The 17862-nt window shown below is 52.7% G+C and carries 19 protein-coding genes and 1 tRNA gene; 12 read left to right on the top strand and 8 right to left on the bottom strand.

Features of this window, described 5'->3' with window-relative positions:
• The first annotated feature begins 63 nt into the window (after nt 1–63).
• The 7 genes from HY845_04065 to HY845_04035 all read left to right on the top strand — a co-directional run bounded on the left by HY845_04065 (nt 64) and on the right by HY845_04035 (nt 3695).
• Nucleotides 64–882 (top strand): hypothetical protein, encoded by an 819-nt coding sequence (locus tag HY845_04065; GenBank protein QQG51706.1) that lies wholly within the window; start codon nt 64–66, stop codon nt 880–882.
• 231 nt (nt 883–1113) lie between these two features.
• Nucleotides 1114–1200, top strand: a tRNA-Ser gene (locus tag HY845_04060).
• 193 nt (nt 1201–1393) lie between these two features.
• Nucleotides 1394–2002, top strand: coding sequence for a hypothetical protein (locus HY845_04055; GenBank protein ID QQG51705.1), 609 nt, complete (start codon nt 1394–1396; stop codon nt 2000–2002).
• Between the two features lie 2 nt (nt 2003–2004).
• Nucleotides 2005–2367 (top strand): hypothetical protein, encoded by a 363-nt coding sequence (locus tag HY845_04050; protein ID QQG51704.1) that lies wholly within the window; start codon nt 2005–2007, stop codon nt 2365–2367.
• Nucleotides 2368–2651: 284 nt separating this feature from the next.
• Nucleotides 2652–2840: a hypothetical protein gene (locus HY845_04045; protein ID QQG51703.1), complete on the top strand. Its 189-nt coding sequence runs from the start codon at nt 2652–2654 to the stop codon at nt 2838–2840.
• 81 nt (nt 2841–2921) lie between these two features.
• Complete coding sequence (locus tag HY845_04040) at nt 2922–3077, top strand: hypothetical protein (protein QQG51702.1); 156 nt, start codon at nt 2922–2924, stop codon at nt 3075–3077.
• A 99-nt stretch (nt 3078–3176) separates the two neighbouring features.
• Entirely contained in the window at nt 3177–3695 is a 519-nt protein-coding gene (locus tag HY845_04035) for a hypothetical protein (protein ID QQG51701.1), read from the top strand.
• Here HY845_04035 and rfbD read toward each other — a convergent pair.
• The 4 genes from rfbD to rfbA are packed head-to-tail and all read right to left on the bottom strand — an operon-like array spanning nt 3681 to nt 6980.
• Nucleotides 3681–4526 carry a dTDP-4-dehydrorhamnose reductase gene (gene rfbD / locus HY845_04030; GenBank protein ID QQG51700.1) on the bottom strand — a complete coding sequence of 282 codons (846 nt, stop codon included), beginning with the start codon at nt 4524–4526 and terminating at the stop codon, nt 3681–3683. The two genes, HY845_04035 and rfbD, sit on opposite strands and share 15 nt — an antisense overlap.
• A 2-nt stretch (nt 4527–4528) precedes the next feature.
• On the bottom strand, nt 4529–5527 hold the full coding sequence (gene rfbB / locus HY845_04025; protein ID QQG51699.1) for a dTDP-glucose 4,6-dehydratase: 999 nt from the start codon (nt 5525–5527) through the stop codon (nt 4529–4531).
• The gene (gene rfbC, locus HY845_04020) at nt 5524–6090 is read right to left on the bottom strand and encodes a dTDP-4-dehydrorhamnose 3,5-epimerase (protein ID QQG51698.1); all 567 of its coding nucleotides are present in this window, start codon (nt 6088–6090) and stop codon (nt 5524–5526) included. Before rfbC ends, rfbB begins: the two co-directional genes overlap by 4 nt.
• Complete coding sequence (gene rfbA / locus HY845_04015) at nt 6090–6980, bottom strand: glucose-1-phosphate thymidylyltransferase RfbA (protein QQG51697.1); 891 nt, start codon at nt 6978–6980, stop codon at nt 6090–6092. The genes rfbC and rfbA overlap by 1 nt, the downstream gene beginning before the upstream one ends.
• A 132-nt stretch (nt 6981–7112) precedes the next feature.
• Here rfbA and HY845_04010 point away from each other — a divergent pair, with 132 nt between their 5' ends.
• The 5 genes from HY845_04010 to HY845_03990 are packed head-to-tail and all read left to right on the top strand — an operon-like array spanning nt 7113 to nt 13110.
• A complete protein-coding gene (locus HY845_04010) occupies nt 7113–8042 on the top strand; it encodes an NAD-dependent epimerase/dehydratase family protein (protein QQG51696.1) in 930 nt (309 codons plus the stop codon).
• A 51-nt stretch (nt 8043–8093) separates the two neighbouring features.
• Nucleotides 8094–9257: a hypothetical protein gene (locus tag HY845_04005; protein ID QQG51695.1), complete on the top strand. Its 1164-nt coding sequence runs from the start codon at nt 8094–8096 to the stop codon at nt 9255–9257.
• A 56-nt stretch (nt 9258–9313) separates the two neighbouring features.
• Complete coding sequence (locus HY845_04000; GenBank protein ID QQG51694.1) at nt 9314–10627, top strand: fibronectin type III domain-containing protein; 1314 nt, start codon at nt 9314–9316, stop codon at nt 10625–10627.
• Between the two features lie 49 nt (nt 10628–10676).
• On the top strand, nt 10677–11927 hold the full coding sequence (locus HY845_03995) for an O-antigen ligase family protein (GenBank protein QQG51693.1): 1251 nt from the start codon (nt 10677–10679) through the stop codon (nt 11925–11927).
• Nucleotides 11920–13110 carry an O-antigen ligase family protein gene (locus HY845_03990; GenBank protein QQG51692.1) on the top strand — a complete coding sequence of 397 codons (1191 nt, stop codon included), beginning with the start codon at nt 11920–11922 and terminating at the stop codon, nt 13108–13110. The genes HY845_03995 and HY845_03990 overlap by 8 nt, the downstream gene beginning before the upstream one ends.
• On the opposite strand, the gene HY845_03985 is transcribed toward HY845_03990, so the two are convergent.
• From HY845_03985 to HY845_03970, 4 genes are read right to left on the bottom strand one after another with little or no spacing between them, the layout of a single operon-like run.
• A complete protein-coding gene (locus HY845_03985; protein ID QQG51691.1) occupies nt 13070–14179 on the bottom strand; it encodes a glycosyltransferase family 4 protein in 1110 nt (369 codons plus the stop codon). The two genes, HY845_03990 and HY845_03985, sit on opposite strands and share 41 nt — an antisense overlap.
• Nucleotides 14176–15252: a glycosyltransferase family 4 protein gene (locus HY845_03980; GenBank protein QQG51690.1), complete on the bottom strand. Its 1077-nt coding sequence runs from the start codon at nt 15250–15252 to the stop codon at nt 14176–14178. The genes HY845_03985 and HY845_03980 overlap by 4 nt, the downstream gene beginning before the upstream one ends.
• On the bottom strand, nt 15252–16736 hold the full coding sequence (locus HY845_03975; protein QQG51689.1) for a flippase: 1485 nt from the start codon (nt 16734–16736) through the stop codon (nt 15252–15254). The genes HY845_03980 and HY845_03975 overlap by 1 nt, the downstream gene beginning before the upstream one ends.
• Nucleotides 16737–16782: 46 nt before the next feature.
• Nucleotides 16783–17823 carry a hypothetical protein gene (locus tag HY845_03970; protein QQG51688.1) on the bottom strand — a complete coding sequence of 347 codons (1041 nt, stop codon included), beginning with the start codon at nt 17821–17823 and terminating at the stop codon, nt 16783–16785.
• Nucleotides 17824–17862: the final 39 nt, after the last annotated feature.

Below are 17862 nucleotides of genomic sequence, written 5' to 3'. Positions count from 1 at the left end.
CCGCAACACTCAACGGGTGAAGAACGCCCGTGAGGGCGCACCCGAAATTGAGGGGAAAAAACTATGAAGAGACTCGCAATCCTATTCGCCATCGTGCCGATGTTCGCATCGGCCCAGAACCTGGAGGAGCTCCTGAATAAGGAGAACCTCACAAGCCTTGGCGCGGATCTCATTCGCCAAGCCGTCTCCTCCAAGAAGAATAGAGACGTTCTCAGCAAGGTCAACGAGGAGCTGAATATGAATCAGCCCGCCCTCGACCTTCGTGGCCGCAGCGTCCTCACGCGGATCCTGCGAAACGATATGCAGGAGAGCATTTCTTCCCTGGATGACGCTTGGCTATTGGGCGACATCCGCTACACGTTGACAGACTCTCGCGTTGGCGCCAGTGGCGCTTTCGACGAAAAGGAACTGGAGGAGTTGACCGAGTACTTCAACAAGGTCAACAAGAACCCGTTCGTTCGTCCGTCAACAAAGTTCCCCAAGGGAAAGGATGGTGAGCTGGAAGCACCGACCGTTCAGCTAGACGTTTCGGTCAGGTTCCTGCGCTCTCCGTCGGAGTTCCGGGCCTTCGTCGGCTCTGGGTTTCGAGGTGGCGTCAATGTCGACTTCACTGACAACCTCAGCTACGTCGGTAAGATCTACCAGATCAGGCCGCTACGAGGCGGCAAGGCGGGCAACGTGGTTGCGACCTATAAGGTCATCGGTCGCGGTATAGCAGCCCGACGCCGTTCCGGCGAGATATGGGATCGGCTTTTCGGCGCTGGTGCTGATTACGAAGCTGACTCCCAGGCACTGGCCGATGCGAATGCGGCCGACGACTCGACGAATCAGATTCTCGCAGTTCTTGCCAAGAAGACCCGCGAGTTTCACGACCGCCGCTAACGCGGCACCAAGGCCCAGCCGGCCATCATACCGGCTGGGCCTTCGCTTTATCCTTGACAGGGGCAAGTGATAAACGTTTACTTAATGACAAGGCTGTCTTGATTAATTCGGGCGGCCAAAAGCTTTTTGTCCTTTACGCAAACTAACAGAGGAGCCGTTCCTTCGGGAGCGGCTTCTTTGTTACCCTTAATTTTAGGTTCGTCTACTGGTAAAATATGGGGGCTTGTTTTTGGAGAGGTGCCAGAGTGGTTGAATGGGACGGTCTCGAAAACCGTTGTGCCCGCAAGGGTATCGTGGGTTCGAATCCCACCCTCTCCGCAGCGTTCGGTGGACGAAACACTACTTGACATGTTTGAGCCAGGAAAAAGTCCTCGGTGAGTTCGAAGAACTACTCTAAGATATCTCTAAGATTTTCTTCTCAAGCCCAGAAAAAGTTCAATTCTCAATGAGGCGCGCAGCAAACTTCTCATTTGGCATACAGAGCGTTAAGATTAAGGAGATGTCCTCAAGGGTGAAGTCACTATTAATCGCTTTGATGATCCTAATAGGCGTAATCTCGTTTTTTACTTTTATGTATCTGAAAGCATCCCCAGAAATTAACACACCGTCAAAAGCATCCTTATCAACATATTCTGGCTCCGGTTTTGAATTCAGTTATAACTCAGAGTGGGTACATAAATCATTTCTTGAATTGCATGGAGCTAGTGTGGCGCCTCCTGTTGATATCGCGCAATCGCTTCCGGAAGTTTTTCTTACCAAAGCACAACTTGAGGAATTTGATCCGAATAGCACGGACAGTATCAGAGATTTCAGTGAAGTATCGGTGGTTTTAGGTTCTGGTGATGTTGAAACTGGAACGAAGGAAGCCAGCGGTCTCAAATGCAGCGATCATGGGCTTCCAGTTACTACCGACTCCCCGGACTTATCGCGTGTGAAGCACATTACTGTGTCTGACATGCCTGCTCTTGGTGTTGAGTCATTACCATGTCAGCAACAGTTCTATACAGTCATTATCCAGATTGGCAGTGGTTTTTTGTCGTTGGATTTTGAGAAAACAAGCTCGATCGAGTCATTATCCCCCGATCAAAAGATAATAGTAAACACTTTCAAACGAACTTAACCATGTTTGTCGAAGAAAAGCCACGACCCGCTATCTCGCGAATCCCAATCAGTATGTTTGCTCATTCATGGCAAGGGATAACGGTGGGGCTAGCAGCAACCGCATTTGTATTACTTGAGCTTAATAACAGGACTGGCCTAATAATTCTGTATTGGCTAGCGGTTGTAGTTGCCATAATTAATCCATTCATTGCAGTCCTCTCGATCATCTGGCTGGGGTTGAAGGAAAAATCCGATATTCTTGCGCAACCAGGCAAGAGATACCCGCCAATTAGGCTCTTTATATGGATATTTGGATCGATCCTGGTGGGGATTGTGGTGGCGTTTGTAAGTATAATTCTGCTCGCCTTGGCGGGAAATCCTTAGCCAAACTGCTCATAAATATGAAGACACAACTTCTCAAGAGAAGTAGTCAACCTTTGTTTCTTAGTAGCAACAGAGTTCGGACTTTGGTTCGGTTTGCCCGCATCGTTTCGTCCAATGAACTACATTTGACACGCCGAACCGAGAACACGACTGTTTGGAGTTCGCAGACTCGACATCTGGAAATTTGTCTTCAACCTGATAGAGAGTTCGAATCCCAGCCCATCAACTTGAACCTGGTCGCTTCAATTGATAAGATTCGTTCATCTTCGAAGGAGGTCTTCACGATGCCCGAAGAGTTGACAGAAGAAGAATGGGCGGCGGCGATCATTATTGCCTATGAGTCGGGCAAAGGTCTGACAGACGATGCCAAGAAAGAGCTGGCTCAACGACTGTCTAAAGACAGAGCCACCCGCTCTAAGATCCGAGAGATCCTGATCCAGGAAGGCTACGGCCCTGTGCTAGGCCTTTCGTAACTCACACTGAGAAGGCCTGGTCGATCGAAACGACCAGGCCACCTTTCTGTTACAAAGTTAGGTAGATGCAGTCTAGACAAGATGAAGAATAAGCGGTCGAACCGAAAACGACAAAGGAGGGTGGACAAGCTCTACGTTGGCGAGGATCGCCAAGAAGAGCTGATCGACATCATTCTTCAGTGCTTCGTTCGTGAGCAAGGGGGCGACAAGAAGTCATCCGAGCCAAACTCTTCGTAGATTCGAAGACAAAGCTTGCCGAGGTCCTTTTGTTTCTTTCTTGCAACAGAGTTCGGACTTTGGTTCGGTTTGCCCGCAAGTTTCTGCTAGCATAGGCTTATGGCTGTTAAAGCTCGTCGTCACCACAAAAAGAGTCCCTCGAGGCATCAAGCGGAATCCCCAGAGTATGATCTAACTTTTTCCGCTAAAGACTTTCCCCATCATCCGAAAAATCACTTCTGGTACATCGGTATCGGCCTGCTAGCTTTTGCGTTGCTCGCTGCGCTCTACCGTTCGGGGGAGTACCTGCTCATGGCGGTTGTTGTCGCGACAGTTATCGCCGTCTTCCGCCTGGCACCGCTTGAGCCACAGACGCGCCAGGTTAAGTTCGATCACCGCGGCCTGACGTGGGGCTCGGAGTTCTATCCCTACTTCCGATTGAGGGCTTTCTGGATCGCCGAGACCAACACTAGCGCGAAAATTTATATCGAACGACTTAATCTGTCCTCAACGTTGCATTTTGTCGTTCCTGATAGCCGCCTTGATGAGCTAGTAATCTTCCTGGCTGATTACTTGCCATGGCACCACCACCGCAACGAGCCGATTTCAGAGCGCCTGAACCGCTTAATGCGCTTTTGAGGCCTCTAGCCAGTACCGTTTCAAGCCGTCTTGCCAGGTAGGCATCACGAAGAATTTTTGTAGCTTGCTCGTGTCAAGCACTGTCTCGGGTGGTCGCATTGCCGCGGCGGGGAATTCTTCCGAAGAGCCGCTCTTTACCCTGGTCTTCAGCTCGGCTAGCTGGAACAGCTCACGGACTAACTCGTAGCGGCTAGCGCTACCACTGTTGACGGCATGAAACAGGCCGGTTTGCCCCTGGTCTATCAGAGCCATGATCGCTCGAGCTAGGTCGGCAGTGAACGTTGGCGAACCCTTTTGATCAGCGACGACAGTCAGCTCGTCGTTTGTTTTGGCTAGTTCGAGCATCTTCGAAAGGAAGTTGGGCCCTTTTGGGCCGTGCAGCCAGGCGGTGCGAACGATTAAGTATTTTGCGCCACTCTCGGCGACCATCTGCTCGCCGGCGAGCTTGGTTTTGCCGTAGACATTCAACGGGTTTGGCGTATCGGTTTCAGCGTAAGGCTCGCCTTTGTGGCCGTCAAAAACGTAATCGGTTGAAACCTGAACGAACAGCGCTCCTAGCCGGTGAGCTAACTTGGCCAAGCGCCCTGGCGCCTCAGCGTTAACGGCGCGCGCTACTTCCTGCTCTGATTCGGCACGATCAACATTAGTGAAGGCGGCGCAGTTCACAATAACCTTCGGGCGCATCTGGGCGATTACCGCATCGTCCGCTGGATTGGTAATATCCCAGTCCGGGTACGACAATTTTTCTGCTTCCGGCAGCATCCCCGAAAGTTCCGAGCCAAGCTGGCCGTCTGAACCGAGTATTAAGATCGATCGCGGCTCAATGTTCATCGCTACTGCCCACGCTGCTTGTAGGCGGCCTCAACGGCCTCTTTGTGCTCTTTCCACCATGATTCGTTCGCTTTGTACCACTCGATTGTGGCGAGTAACCCCTCACGGAAGTCGGCATATTTCGGCTTCCAACCTAACTCCTGGCGCAACTTGGTGGAATCGAGCGCGTAACGCATGTCATGTCCGGGTCGATCGTTAACGTGGTCGTACCAGTCTTTCGGCTTGCCCATCAACTCGAGAATCAGCTCCACTACTTCTTTACCGCTACGTTCATCGCCAGTGCCGATCAGGTATGTTTCGCCAGTCTTACCTTGCTCTAAGATTAGGTGGACCGCGGCGTTATGGTCGTCGACGTGCGTCCACTCCCGAACGGCAGCGCCCGTACCGTAAAGCTTCGGCTTTAACCCAGAGAGAATATTAGTGATCTGTCGGGGAATGAACTTCTCGATATGTTGGTACGGCCCGTAGTTATTAGCGCAGTTGGAGATCGTGGCTTGAACCTCGAACGAACGTTTCCAAGCGCGCACTAGCAAATCAGAGCCAGCCTTGGTGCTAGAGTACGGGCTAGACGGATTGTACGGCGTTTCGAGGGTGAATTTCACCTCAGGCTGATCGAGCGGCAAATCGCCGTAAACCTCGTCGGTTGAGATGTGGTGTAGGCGCTTACTATGCTTGCGTACAGCCTCCAGGATCGTGTAGGTGCCGATGATGTTTGAATGAATGAACGGCGAAGGGTCGCGCAGTGAGTTGTCGTTATGACTCTCTGCTGCAAAGTGAACTACCGTATCAACGTTCTTAACAAGCCGGTCCATCAGCCCTTCGTCGCAGATGTCGCCCTGGACGAACTCAATCTTCCCTTCCACATCTTTTAGGTTGGCGCGGTTACCAGCGTAGGTCAGCTTATCAACAACGCTTATCCGGTGGTCGGGATAGTTTTTCAGGGTGTAGTGAACAAAATTAGCTCCAACAAACCCCGCGCCGCCGGTGACAAGAATTTTCATGAGGCGTTGTACTCAAAATAGGCCCCGTCTTTGTCGAACCTCGGCGCCGCTAGATCTTTCGGCAGCAAAAGGGGGTCTTTTATTTTCCAGTCGATATTAAGCGTCGGGTCGTTCCAAATAATAATCCGGGCTGATTCGAGGCTGTACTCGCCACCAGTCATTTTGTAGTAGACGTCAGTGTCGTCCTCAAGGGCAATAAAACCGTGAGCAAAACCCGGCGGAACCCACAGGGCGCATCCGTTGTCTGCTGTTAACTCCGCGCCCACCCAGCGGCCAAACCACGGCGAGTCCCGGCGCAGATCCACGGCCACGTCGAGTGCTTTGCCGCGCGTTACTCGAACAAGTTTCCCTTGAGTGTGCGGCGGTAGTTGATAGTGCAGCCCCCGTAAAACACCTTTTGCCGAACGAACGAAGTTGTCTTGAACGAAGTCGGTGGCGATATTATTTTTAGCGAACTCGGATCGCTTGAAGGTTTCAGTTAAAAAACCACGCTCGTCCTTGAAAATATCGCTTTCGACAGCGACAACATCAGGAATCTCAAGGCGTTTGAAACTGAAGGCCATTATGGTTTGAGCGGCGGTTCAGCGGCAACTTTATTTAAATACAAGCCGTAGCCGCTTTTGTTTAGGGGCTCAGCCAAAGCTTGAAGCGCCTCAGCGTTAATAAAGCCCATATGGTAAGCGACTTCCTCGATGCAGCCGATCTTAAACCCGGTGCGCTTCTCGATCGTCATAACGAACTCCCCAGCTTCTAGCAGAGAGTCGTGCGTCCCGGCATCAAACCACGCAAAGCCACGGCCGAGTAAGGTGACATGGAATTTACCGCGCTTTAAGTAATCGTTCATGACGCTCGGAATCTCTAATTCCCCGCGGGCCGACGGCTTAACTTGGCGCGCTACCTGGCTAACCTGGCCGTCGAACATATACAGGCCGATCGAAGCGTAATTAGACTTTGGCCGCTCCGGCTTCTCTTCGATCGAGAGGACGTTGTGTGCCTCATCAAATTCGACGATGCCGAAGCGGTGCGGGTCGCTGACGTAATAGGCGAAGTTATGCCCGCCGCCATCTTTCTCGATACTGCGCCTAGCCTCGCGCAGCATCTTAGTGAAGCCGTGGCCGTAGATGATATTGTCTCCCAGCACCATGGCGACTGGCTTGCCGTCGATAAACTTTTCACCAACGATGAAAGCATCAGCCAAACCACGCGGTTTATCTTGGGCGGCGTACTGTATGTGCAAACCGAACTGGTTACCGTCGCCAAGAACCGCTTGAAAACGTGACAAATCTGTTGGGGTCGAGATGATGAGGATCTCGCGGATGCCCGCTAACATAAGAATCGACAGCGGGTAGTAGATCATCGGCTTGTCGTAAATCGGCAGCAGTTGCTTGCAAACTGGCAGCGTGACTGGATAAAGCCGGGTGCCTGATCCTCCAGCGAGGATAATTCCCTTCATTGTTTTCTACCTTAACGGAATTTACCGAACCTGTAAATCAGTTTATAATCTTTCTATGAGAGTTCTAGTCACTGGCGGGGCTGGCTTCACTGCGAGCAAAGCGAGCAGAAAACCAGCTCGAAAGGCTGGCACATGAGAGTTTTAGTGACGGGCGGAGCTGGTTTTATCGGTAGCCATGTTGTCGATTTGCTGCTTGAGAACGGGCACGACGTCAGCGTTGTCGACAACCTCGTTTCCGGTAAAGAGGCCAACGTTCCCAAGGGCGCTAAATTCTACAAGGCAGATATTAAAGATGCCTCGGCCTTGAGGAAGATTTTTAAAAACGCTAAACCAGAGGCGGTACTGCATTTTGCCGCCCAAAAATCGGTCACTCACTCTGTCAAAGACCCGGTTTACGATGCCGAGGAGAATATTATCGGCACCCTGACGCTCGCTGAGGTGGCGCGGGAGTTTGGCGTTAAACGTTTTCTTTTCGCCTCTACTGGCGGCGCGCTTTACGGCGAGACGCCGAGTCCAGCCAAGGAAGACTGGCCGGCTTTGCCGGAATCGCCTTACGGCATTGCTAAATTGGCGATAGAGCATTACTTACGTTTCTACGCTGGCACTCACGGCTTTCAAGCCACGGTACTGCGCTTGGCGAATGTCTACGGTCCGCGTCAGGATCCACAGGGCGAAGCAGGCGTGATGGCCATTTTCTGTACCCGCGTCAGGGACGACCAACCGCTAACCGTTTACGGGGACGGCAAGCAAACGCGCGACTACGTTTATGTTAAAGATGTTGCTAGAGCCTTCCTCTCGGCGCTTGAGGCGACTGATAATTTGACCGTCAATATCGGCACCGCGATTGAGTCCTCGGTTCTCGACCTAACCTCAATTTTAGCGAAAGTGGCCGGCAAAACCGTGCGGCTCAACCACGAAGCGCCTCGCCCAGGCGAGCTGCGCCGCAGCGTATTAGACTTTACCAAAGCCCAACAGCTGCTAGGCTGGCAGCCTAGTTACGAGCTCGAGAAGGGCATCGAAGAGACTCACCGCTCATTCGTCGACGGCATTAGCGCTCCGTAACTAACTGTCGACTTTTCTAGGGAGGGCGACGTGCTAGTATAGAGACGAGTAATGAGAAAACTGACCTACGTGACCCTCACGTTGCTTATGGTGGTCTCCCCGCTTTTTTGGTGGACCGAGAAGGCGCACGCCGCCTTCGATAAAACGAACATTATTTCGGACTCTATCTACCTCGATAAAAGCACGATGAGTGCGGCTGACATCAATAGTTTTCTTGCGTCCCAAGGCTCCGGTTACGCCAGCTATGTAATCCCCGAGTACATCACCGTGGCCTATCCAGTCGGTCAGGGAACGTGGGGATACGTCTCGGTTCGTCAATGGAACGATAGCTCGGGCGCAACCTTCTTTGGGAAGACGGTTGCTCAACTGATCTACGACGAGTCGCAAGAGCACAATATTAACCCCCGGGTAATTCTGACGACCCTCCAAAAGGAAAGCTCAGCAGTCACCGAGAATATTCTTGGGCAACCGAGGGACCAATGGGCGATGGGTTATGGCTACCCCGATCATATGGATAACTGTTTTGATACCGGCAACAACTGCTCACAGCAAGAGATAGACGAATACCGTAACCGGGCGATCGATTACGGCGGGGTTGGCCAGCAGATTGCCTACGCGACCTCTTGGTTTCAGAGGTGGTACAACCACTTCAACGGTAAAGACCTAACGGTTACCATCGGTGGCGATACCTTTCTCTGCGTGACGGTAGCGACGCGGGTTCTGTATTACTACACGCCGCATATCTCTGGTAACCAGAATTTCTATAATATTTTCAACGGATGGTGGGGCGATCCGACACTACGCTTGAGCTACGACGACACGAGTCCGTTAGAGTCGGTAACCTTTAATAGCAGTGCCCACATCACCGGCAGCAAACATGTTGATTCGGAAGTCTTTATCGGCAGCGAGCGAATAGCAAGTACCGGTAGTTACGAGTGGGCGAAAGACTTCAACCTTTCCGTCGGCGCCAATGACGTTGTCGTCAATTACAAGCGTTCTGGCAATACCGTTGCTCAGAAGGTCGTCAAGATCACTCGTTATAAAGACGCCGATATTAACGGGGATAGCCGAGTCGATCTACTCGATCTGTCGGTCTTGGCCAATAACTACGGGCTTAAGGAAACGGCGGAACCGATGTCCAACCTAAACCCGACGGTTGATAACGAAGTTAACCTGCTCGACGTCTCGATATTCGCTAATAAGTGGGAGGGATGAGAATAATGCAAAGCCTAAAATGCAAAAGCCAAAGTGACACTGTAGAATTAGGATTGATGAAGAAGTTTTTTACCGCTTTTCTCGTCGGCCTAGTTGGCTTGTCGCAACTATTTTTTGCTAGCCCGGCGTTTGCCGCTGGTTCGATTACGCCGAGCGGCGGCGGCAAATTTGTCACCGGGCAAACTTTCACCATTACAGTTAAAGCTGGCGGGACGACTTTCGATTCACTGCAGGGCACAATAAAAGTTAGCGGCGTTGCTGAACTGGTCTCCTTTAGCGCTGGCTCAGCCACGTGGCTACCGGGTAAGTCGCCCGGCAATAACAACCAGTTTGTCGGTATTGTCAGCCCAACGAGCAGCCTGACGGTGGCGACCATTAGGCTAAAAGCTAACAAGGAAGGCTCCGGCTCCGTCTCGGTTTCCGGCGTGCGTTTGGCCCGATCTGGGAGCGAAGTTGGTACGGGCGGCGGCAGCACTAGCTACACTATCGGCCGAGCGCCGACGCCTCCGGGTAATGTCGAGGTTAGCTCTTCAACCCACCCTGACCAAAACCAGTTCTATGGTGCCACGACCGCGATTCTGACCTGGAAACCGCCGGCTAACGGCGCGACCGGCTACTCGGCATTAATGGACCAAGCGGCGGAGACGGTTCCGGCAACGAGCATTAGCACTACCGAGACGTCGGCGACATTTCAGAATCTGTCGCTCGGCACCTACTACTTCCATATCCGGGCTTTAAACGGCGACGGCTGGGGGCCAACCACGCACTTCAAGATCAATATCAAAGAAGAACTCAACCCGTCGCTCAACGCCCCAGTGATTACGGCTGTCGAGCGGACGGGGACATTTGTTAACGATGTTGAAAAAGGCACCGTTAGCGGCTTCAAGGTTAAGGGGATTACTGCCGGCCTGACAGGCTTCACGGTTAATCTCGTCTTCACGCCCGGCGATAAATTGCCGCCAGCCCAGATTCTATCGGCGCTGCTTGATCCTAACGGCGGCTGGGAAATTATTTTCGACCAACCGATCCCGACTGGGTTCTACGCGGTTATCACGCGAGCTAAAATGGACAAGGTTGTCACTCCTGACTCAGCACCGACAATGATTGAGGTGAGCGTTGCCAATGGTGGCACGGCCAAAATTATTACCAGCGACGATTTGCCAAAGCCCGACTTGACGGTCTCGGTGGCGGGCGTCACCTTCTCGACCCAGAAGCACCTTTGGGTCAGCGTGGCCTTAATCATCCTCTTTGCCGTCCTTGTCACCGCATTGGCGTATGTCTTGAGGCTCTTCTACAAGCGTTGGAAGCAGAAAAAATCAGCAAAAACCTCGCCAGCAAGCTCGCCGTCTAAACCGATCAGTAGACTCTGAGGCGTAAGCTGGCCAACGCGCTGGCTAACCGATATATTCTAGGGGCGACATGATTGACCAGCTAGCCAACTTGGCAGTTTTCCTACTCCCTTTCGAGCGTCTCCCGTCGTTTGATTTTGCGGGTGTTACCCTGAGGCTGAGCACTCTCGTTATTCTAGTTGGGGCATTACTGATGCTCCCGCGACTACGACAGTTTTCTTGGAAACTCAGCCTGCTTGATAAAACAATTATCGGCTTCTACGTTGTGGCGGTAATCTCGCTGACTCAAGCAACTGACTTGAAGAGAGGGCTGATGGTCTTAGGGTTCCTAACCTACGTCCTCGTGGTCTACGCGTTTCTCAGTCGCGTATGGCGCAAGGTACTAACCCCGGCCAAGCTTCAGAAGCTCATCGTTGTGGCTGGAGCTGTTACCGCCGTATTTGGGCTGTACCAGTTTTTTGGTGACGCACTTGGATTAGCGCGGCAGTACACTGGCCTGGGCGAACTTTATACTTATCACGTTTTTGGCTTCCCACGAATCCAGTCGACCGGTCACGAGCCGTTGTATTACGCCAATTTTCTTCTCCTGCCCATCTTGTTACTGATGAGCCAATACCTCCAAGACGCTAAGTCGCTCGGGCGATGGAATCTTGCGGCACTGGTGTTATTGCTAACAGTGATGGTCCTGACTCTGTCACGTGGGGCCTACCTTGGCTTGATCGCCGGCAGCTTGATACTGCTTGTTGCGCTTTGGCGGCAGACGAGCTGGCGCCGGGTGCTGCAATCTATCGGCTACGTGGCGCTGTCGTTCGGAATTGCTGTCGCCCTGATTCAGCTAGTGACGACGCTAGGCAACACTACGGGACGCGGTTTCCTGAACTTTGCCGATCAGGCGACAATCCAAGACTACGGCAAAGGCGAGTCGACCAACCTACGCATCGACCGCTACAAAGAAGCGATCCGCCAGTTTAAAGAACAGCCACTACTTGGCGCGGGCTTAGGTCAGTACGGCGTCGTTTACGCACCCCCGAAAGATATCGCCCGCCACGGCTATCCGATTGTTAACAACCAGTATCTTGAGACGGCGGCAGAAATGGGTTTGGTGGGCGTTATCGCCTTGATGGCCGTTGTCGGGATGGCGATTACTCAACTGGTTCGCTCTCTAAAACGTCGCAGCAGTTATTTCACTGCAGGACTGCTGGCTATACTTATTGCCATTGGCGTCCAGTACAACTTTTTCTCGACAATTTATATCTATCATATCTGGGTTCTCCTGGCTCTGATCGAAGCGGCTACTTTCAAGGGGGCAGAAGATGTTTGATCGAGCCCTTCAGTTGGCGACGCTACTAATCCCGTTCTACTTTTTTCGCTTCACGATCGGCGTGCCGACAAATATTTTCGAAGTAGCATTGGCTTTAGCGATAGTCGTCCTGCTCGCCGAAAGGGCAAGATCGCAGCGACCTTTAAGTGGCCTACCCTGGGCCGTTTGGTTCTTCCTGGCCGCGGCTACCCTAAGCCTACTGCTAAACGGTCTCGACACCGTGGCGCTAGGGATTTGGAAGGGGTGGATTGTGGTGCCGGTACTTTACTTCTGGCTGGTAAGAAACCTTCATTCGACGAGCCGACTAGCGCTCTTAGGCAAACCGTTCTGGTTGGGGCTACTGGCGGTGCTGCTGTGGGCTTCTCTCCAAAAATTAGGGTTGGTTACGACAGCTTTTTACCAGGTGGGCGACCCCTCGTTTGATCAGTACCTGAGTTCGGGGCGGCTGTTTGGGCCGTTTGAGTCGCCGAATTATCTGGCGATGTATCTCGTGCCAGCGTCGTTTTTAGGCGCTTACTTCGTGCTAAGAGACAGACAGAACCTGAAGCTCTGGGCGGCTATCTTGGTTGTGGCGGGGGTTGCCGTCTACTGGGCTGGATCTAGAGGAGGGTTACTAGCGCTCGGTGCCGCCGCCGCCCTAGGTTTAGGCGTGACTTACTTTCCGTGGCGCCGCCTACCGTCTAGCGCCGCGATCCTGGTTGGTCTAGGGGCAATCTCAGCTAGCATCTGGCAAATTATTGTCGGCCCAGATAACCTTCGCCGTGAGATCTACAGCTACAGCCTAGCGCTGATTAAAAGCAACTGGCTAACTGGAATTGGTCTCGGCAAGTTTCAGGAAAAAGTTGCCGAGGTTAGTGGCGACAACAGCCATTTCACGGAGTTTGGTTTGCGCTATGCCTTGCACGCTCATAACGTTTATCTGCAATTTATCCTAACGATGGGTATCCTAGGACTGTTTAGCTGGTTAGTGGTCATTGTTCAGTTCTTTCTCGCCCTTACGCGTCAACGCCCGCTCTTCCTGAGTCTTGGTGCCGCGATGATGGCCATCCTTATTCATGGGCTATTTGATACGACCTACTTCAAGAATGATCTGGCTGTGCTGTTCTGGCTTACGGTAGCCCTATCCCCTGTCTGGCAGAACTCTAACCAGCCGCCTCAAGCAATAGCTGCCGCACCCCGTTAGCGGTCTTGGCCCAGTCGAAATTAACCGCTTGCTCGGCGGCTTTTTTGCCCAGACTTGATACGAGCGTGTCGTCAGTCAGAAGCCGGCTTATGGCTGAGGAGATGGCGGTGATGTCGGTCGGTTCAACAAGTAGACCGCCGTCGCCAATGACCTCTGGGAGACTGGAGACGTTACTACTTAATACGGCCGCCCCGCATGCCATCGCTTCGAGTGGCGGTAGGCCAAACCCTTCGTAGAGCGAGGGGAAAATAAAGGCGCGGCAGTTCCGGTAGAGCGCTGGCAGCTCAGCGTCTGCGACCCGACCGACCAAACGAACCTGTCGCTCATTGGCTGCTGCTTCGACAATCGCTTCGTAATGCCAGCCCAAGCCGCCGGCAACGATAAACGGGAATCGTTGCTTCATCTTGCTAGGTAAGGCCTGGTAGGCGGTTATGGCTCTAGCTAAATTTTTTCGCGGTTCAATCGTCCCAACGTAGAACAGATACTGACCCTTCTCTAAATTGTGCTGCTTTAGGACAGCCTCATCGCCTTCGGCGGGCTGGGAGTGGTAAGGCTTGTGGTCGTAGCCAAGGTAATCAACGCTAATCTTTGATCCCGGGACACCAAACAACCGTTCTAAGTCGTTTTTTGTCGATTGACTGACCGCCGTGATCCGCCGAGCTTTGTTACAAGCGTAGCCGAGCAGGAACCGCTCGCTTATGAGCGTCTTCAACGCGGGTCTTGCTTCAGGGGTAGTGAATATCGCCAGGTCGTGAACTGCCTGGACGACAGGGATTCGTGAGAAGACGGTGGTCAGATAGCCCGTCGGCGAGAATAGTACCTTGCAGCCACGCCGCTGGGCGTCACGGGCGAGCCAGAGCTGCCTCAGGCCAGCTGTGCCGCCGATAATGACGCTCTCAAAGTTCGCGCCTAACTCTAACTCCAGGGGCTGCTTACTGTAAATTACGTAATCGTTGTCGTGGTCGAGTTTGCTTAGCTCGCGAATAATTTCACGGATGTAACGACCCTTGCCAGCGCCGTGAGAGACAGCTTCTCGCCCATCGATAGCGATCCGCACAGAGCTCGTCATCGGCCGGTTTGTTCGTAGACTGCCCGTGTTGCCTCGGCGCACTCTTTCCAGGTGAATTTCTTCGCCTGGTTGATGCCGCGTTCAGAAAGCTCTTGCTGCTGGGAAGGCGAGTTGAGCACCGAAACAAGAGTTTCTGTCCACGCCTTGGCGTCAGTTGGCGGCATCAAGATGCCGCCGCTCCCAACAATCTCAGGCATCGAGGAGCTGTTGCTGCTTAGGACCGGCACGCCGCAGGCCATTGCTTCGAGCGGCGGCAGGCCGAAGCCCTCGTAAAGCGAAGGGAAAGCAAAGACGTTGGCGGCGTTATAGAGCGTTGGCAGCTCCTCGTCGGGGACGTAGTCGGTAAACACGACTTCATCGTTCAGCTTTAGCTCGTCTACCAGTTCGAAAAGCGGTTGATAAAACCAGCCCCGCTTACCAGTAATGACCAGCTTGGCCGGGTTCTTGAGGCGCGAACGAGACTCGGCGAATGCTCTGATCAGAAACTGTAGGTTTTTCCTCGGTTCAAGCGTCCCGACGTGGAGAATCACCTGGCAGTCTGTTAGCTTGAATCGCTCTCGGAACTTCGTTAGCTCGCTGCCGGACTTCTTCGGGTGGTAGCGCTCATCAACTCCTTCGTAGATCACCGTAATTTTTTCCTCCGGTAAGCGGAGCAGGCGGATGATATCTTTCTTGGTGTGCTGACTGATGGCGATGATATGGTCAGCCCAGCGATAGGAGTACGGCATCCACTTACCAAAGAACTGACGTGACCAGAAGGTAATGTTGTGACCATAGATTATAGAGATCAGGTCATGAATCGTTACGACGGTTTTGCCTGAGTAGAGAATCGGCACAGAAAAGCACGGCTGATGTAGGACGTCGGCTTGAGCCCGTTTAGCTTCGCGCGGGAAAAGCACTTGGTCCCACCAGAACCGGTGCGGCATCGAAAAGTCGGCCTCGGTTTGCGGGCGGATAAAGCAGTAGTCATTGTCGTGGTCGGTTAGGCTCAGTTGGTTGACTAGGCTTGAGACGTACGAACCAAACCCGGTTTTCTTGCCAACGGTTGTCTGGGTATCGACGGCAATACGCATCAATTACTTTCTACCCTGTTAGGCCGGCGCGGTCCAATGCCGCCAACCAACCCGCAAGCCATAGCGAGCAGCGTATAAAATGCTAAGCCGAGAAGCCCGGCGATGACGACATGGACTTGGTCGCGGATCAGGTAGAGGAAGACGCCCAAGAAGGCTGAAAGTATGCCAGCGAGCCAAAGCGAACGTAGACGCGGGACGAAACCAAGGCGTCGCCTTAGAATCGCCGTACCGAAACCGACGACGATTAGTTCAGAGATGATCGTGACGGTTGCGGCGCCGACGTAGGTTAGGATCGGGATGAAAATCAAGTTGAGGCCAATGTTAACGACGCTATTGGCTAGGTTGCTGGCTATAAGCTGCTTCTGGGCGCCTTGGGCAACGATTGCCGAAAAGAAAAAGTTACCTAAGAAAGCGATACCAACCGCCACAGCTAGAATCTGCAGGGTGATGGCAGCGGTCATCGGCTGATTGAATAAGGTAATGGTGGAGGTAGTCAGGAAGCTCTCCTCCCCCTTAGTCGTGAAGTGAATAATCGGTCCGGCCAAAACGATCGTACTGACGGTGACACCCCAGCCAGCAACGACAAGAAGGTCGAACGCCTTCTGCAGCACTACTTTTACTTTATCCATGTTCGCTTCATGAATTAGCCGCGACAAGTCGGGGAAAACAGCGCCCATAAACATCGCCGGGAAGGCTAGCAGGATCTCGATGACTCGATAAGGAGCACCGTAAATGCCGACGTCCGTTGCCGGCTTCAAGATTGAAAGGATAACCGAGTCGATTTTAAAGTAGATGATACTAAGAAGAATGCTAAGGCCGAGCGTGGTATTCTCCCGCATAATTTCTTTCCAGAGGCCGCGATCAAAGCCAAAGCGCAACCGCGTGTAGCGGCGGACAAACAGCCCGTTGAGAAGAAAAACAATTAGCCCTCCTGAGAGTGAGCCGATAACGATCGGCAGTAAGTCCATGCCGGAGCGGATTACTAAGAAAACAACAATAAGCGAGCCAATGCGCCCGACGACCTCGTTAATAACCGGGTAGTCCATGCGCTGATTGGCCTGAAAGACGCCGATTAGGGTGTTAGAGATGCTGACCCAAAGGCTAGAAAGAGCAACTAGGACAATACCGTAACGCACGACAGGGTCGTAGTTAGGGATTGTGAACGCCAAGATCGAGCCGATGGCGACGACGCCGAGCGCAAAAAGTGTCCGGATAGTTAAGACGTTGGCGGTTATTTTTTCGGTCTGATCTTTGTCTTTAGAAACTTCACGCACCAGGTACCAAAAGAAGCCAAAGTCGGCCATGGCGCCGAAGAAAGTGATGTAGGCAAAGATAGTGGTATAGCGGCCGTAGTCGTGAACGCCCAAACGCTCGGCGATAAGGCGGGTGGTAATAATCGCTAGTATCGCTACGGCAATTCGGCCAGCGAACTGGACGGTAGTGTTGTACGCTACGCGACGGGCGATTGGACCGTTTTCATTCATCAGGTAAGCCTATCTTACCCAAAATCTCCCTTTTCTGTAGGGGTCCCTATGGTTTATTAGCGATGAGCTTAGCAAATACGTCAAACGACGGCCGCTTGGCGTCAACCGTACAAGTCTTGTCGGGATTTCGCTTTAGGGAGACGAGGCCCATACGGCCGTAGTCCTTATCTAGCGAGTCGCACTGGTCGACAAGGGTGAAGATGAACAGCCCGCTAACTTTGGGTTGAGCCTTGAGATTAGTACCGACTGCCTGAATGTAACTGGCCTGGGCGGCCGTATTGCCGTCTAGCGCGCCCTCGCGGCGGTTAAGTTCAACAACCCAAAACTCTTTGTTATAGCGACTCAAGTACTCCGGAATGTTGAAAGTTGTGCCTCCCTGCTTCACCACTAGATCTTCGCCCATATCTGAGTACCAGTTCCAGCCTATAATCTCAAAGTTAACCTTATCTTCAATGAGGCGGTCGATGACACCCGTGCCGAGCCAGTTGGCGCTAATAATGCGCTTTGCCGCCGGATCGCCTTGGGCCACCCCGTCGCTCAGGCCGCGGAGCCACTCTTTGAAGATCCCGTATTTCTTCTCGTCGTAGTCAGTTTTAGCCTGTCCTGAAAGTCCCTTCTTAATCGCGACGCCAGAGGCTTCGTTGGCTAGTTGATAGTAGGGCACCCTGCCTTTGTAACGGCCGGCAACACCTTTGCCGACCTCGACTGCGATAGCGTAAGTGGCTTGTCCCCAAAAATCTTCTAACGTCGGCTCGATAATCAACGTGGGGCGCAAGTGACGTTCAAGCGACAGGTTAACGAAGTCGTCGTCTACCTCCGGAACGAACTCAACATTAGCGCGCGAATCAGTTGCGCCCAGCTCCTTAAGGAGATCAAGTTGGTAGACCAATGTGGATTTATCATACGGCGCGTTCGGGGCACCGATACCAAACGGTTTTACGAGTGCTCCCCAGTGCCACGGCCCAAGACTATTAGGGTCAAAGGGCTTCTCTTCGACGCCCTGTTTATTTCTGCTGACCAAATATGCTCCTGCCCCAATAAGCGCAATAATCACTAGAGCAATAAAAACGTAGAAGATCTTCTTCATCACTACTCCCCACGTTAGACCAAAGCGGGAGGCAAAAAA

This window comes from Candidatus Berkelbacteria bacterium (genome assembly GCA_016432625.1).
Taxonomy (GTDB): Bacteria; Patescibacteriota; UBA1384; order 2-12-FULL-50-11; family 2-12-FULL-50-11.
The sequence above is the reverse complement of the archived record's forward strand: the minus strand, read 5'-3'. Positions and strand labels throughout refer to the sequence as shown.

What these genes read in the sequence shown, in the direction of transcription:
- HY845_03995 (QQG51693.1), top strand. Translation starts at nt 10,677, where the DNA reads ATGATTGACCAGCTAGCCAACTTGGCAGTTTTCCTACTCCCTTTCGAG.
- HY845_04035 (QQG51701.1), top strand. Translation starts at nt 3,177, where the DNA reads ATGGCTGTTAAAGCTCGTCGTCACCACAAAAAGAGTCCCTCGAGGCAT.
- HY845_04045 (QQG51703.1), top strand. Translation starts at nt 2,652, where the DNA reads ATGCCCGAAGAGTTGACAGAAGAAGAATGGGCGGCGGCGATCATTATT.
- HY845_04050 (QQG51704.1), top strand. Translation starts at nt 2,005, where the DNA reads ATGTTTGTCGAAGAAAAGCCACGACCCGCTATCTCGCGAATCCCAATC.
- HY845_04005 (QQG51695.1), top strand. Translation starts at nt 8,094, where the DNA reads ATGAGAAAACTGACCTACGTGACCCTCACGTTGCTTATGGTGGTCTCC.
- HY845_03980 (QQG51690.1), bottom strand. Translation starts at nt 15,252, where the DNA reads ATGCGTATTGCCGTCGATACCCAGACAACCGTTGGCAAGAAAACCGGG.
- rfbD (QQG51700.1), bottom strand. Translation starts at nt 4,526, where the DNA reads ATGAACATTGAGCCGCGATCGATCTTAATACTCGGTTCAGACGGCCAG.
- rfbA (QQG51697.1), bottom strand. Translation starts at nt 6,980, where the DNA reads ATGAAGGGAATTATCCTCGCTGGAGGATCAGGCACCCGGCTTTATCCA.
- HY845_03990 (QQG51692.1), top strand. Translation starts at nt 11,920, where the DNA reads ATGTTTGATCGAGCCCTTCAGTTGGCGACGCTACTAATCCCGTTCTAC.
- HY845_04040 (QQG51702.1), top strand. Translation starts at nt 2,922, where the DNA reads ATGAAGAATAAGCGGTCGAACCGAAAACGACAAAGGAGGGTGGACAAG.
- HY845_04010 (QQG51696.1), top strand. Translation starts at nt 7,113, where the DNA reads ATGAGAGTTTTAGTGACGGGCGGAGCTGGTTTTATCGGTAGCCATGTT.
- HY845_03975 (QQG51689.1), bottom strand. Translation starts at nt 16,736, where the DNA reads ATGAATGAAAACGGTCCAATCGCCCGTCGCGTAGCGTACAACACTACC.
- rfbC (QQG51698.1), bottom strand. Translation starts at nt 6,090, where the DNA reads ATGGCCTTCAGTTTCAAACGCCTTGAGATTCCTGATGTTGTCGCTGTC.
- HY845_04000 (QQG51694.1), top strand. Translation starts at nt 9,314, where the DNA reads ATGAAGAAGTTTTTTACCGCTTTTCTCGTCGGCCTAGTTGGCTTGTCG.
- HY845_03970 (QQG51688.1), bottom strand. Translation starts at nt 17,823, where the DNA reads ATGAAGAAGATCTTCTACGTTTTTATTGCTCTAGTGATTATTGCGCTT.
- HY845_03985 (QQG51691.1), bottom strand. Translation starts at nt 14,179, where the DNA reads ATGACGAGCTCTGTGCGGATCGCTATCGATGGGCGAGAAGCTGTCTCT.
- HY845_04065 (QQG51706.1), top strand. Translation starts at nt 64, where the DNA reads ATGAAGAGACTCGCAATCCTATTCGCCATCGTGCCGATGTTCGCATCG.
- rfbB (QQG51699.1), bottom strand. Translation starts at nt 5,527, where the DNA reads ATGAAAATTCTTGTCACCGGCGGCGCGGGGTTTGTTGGAGCTAATTTT.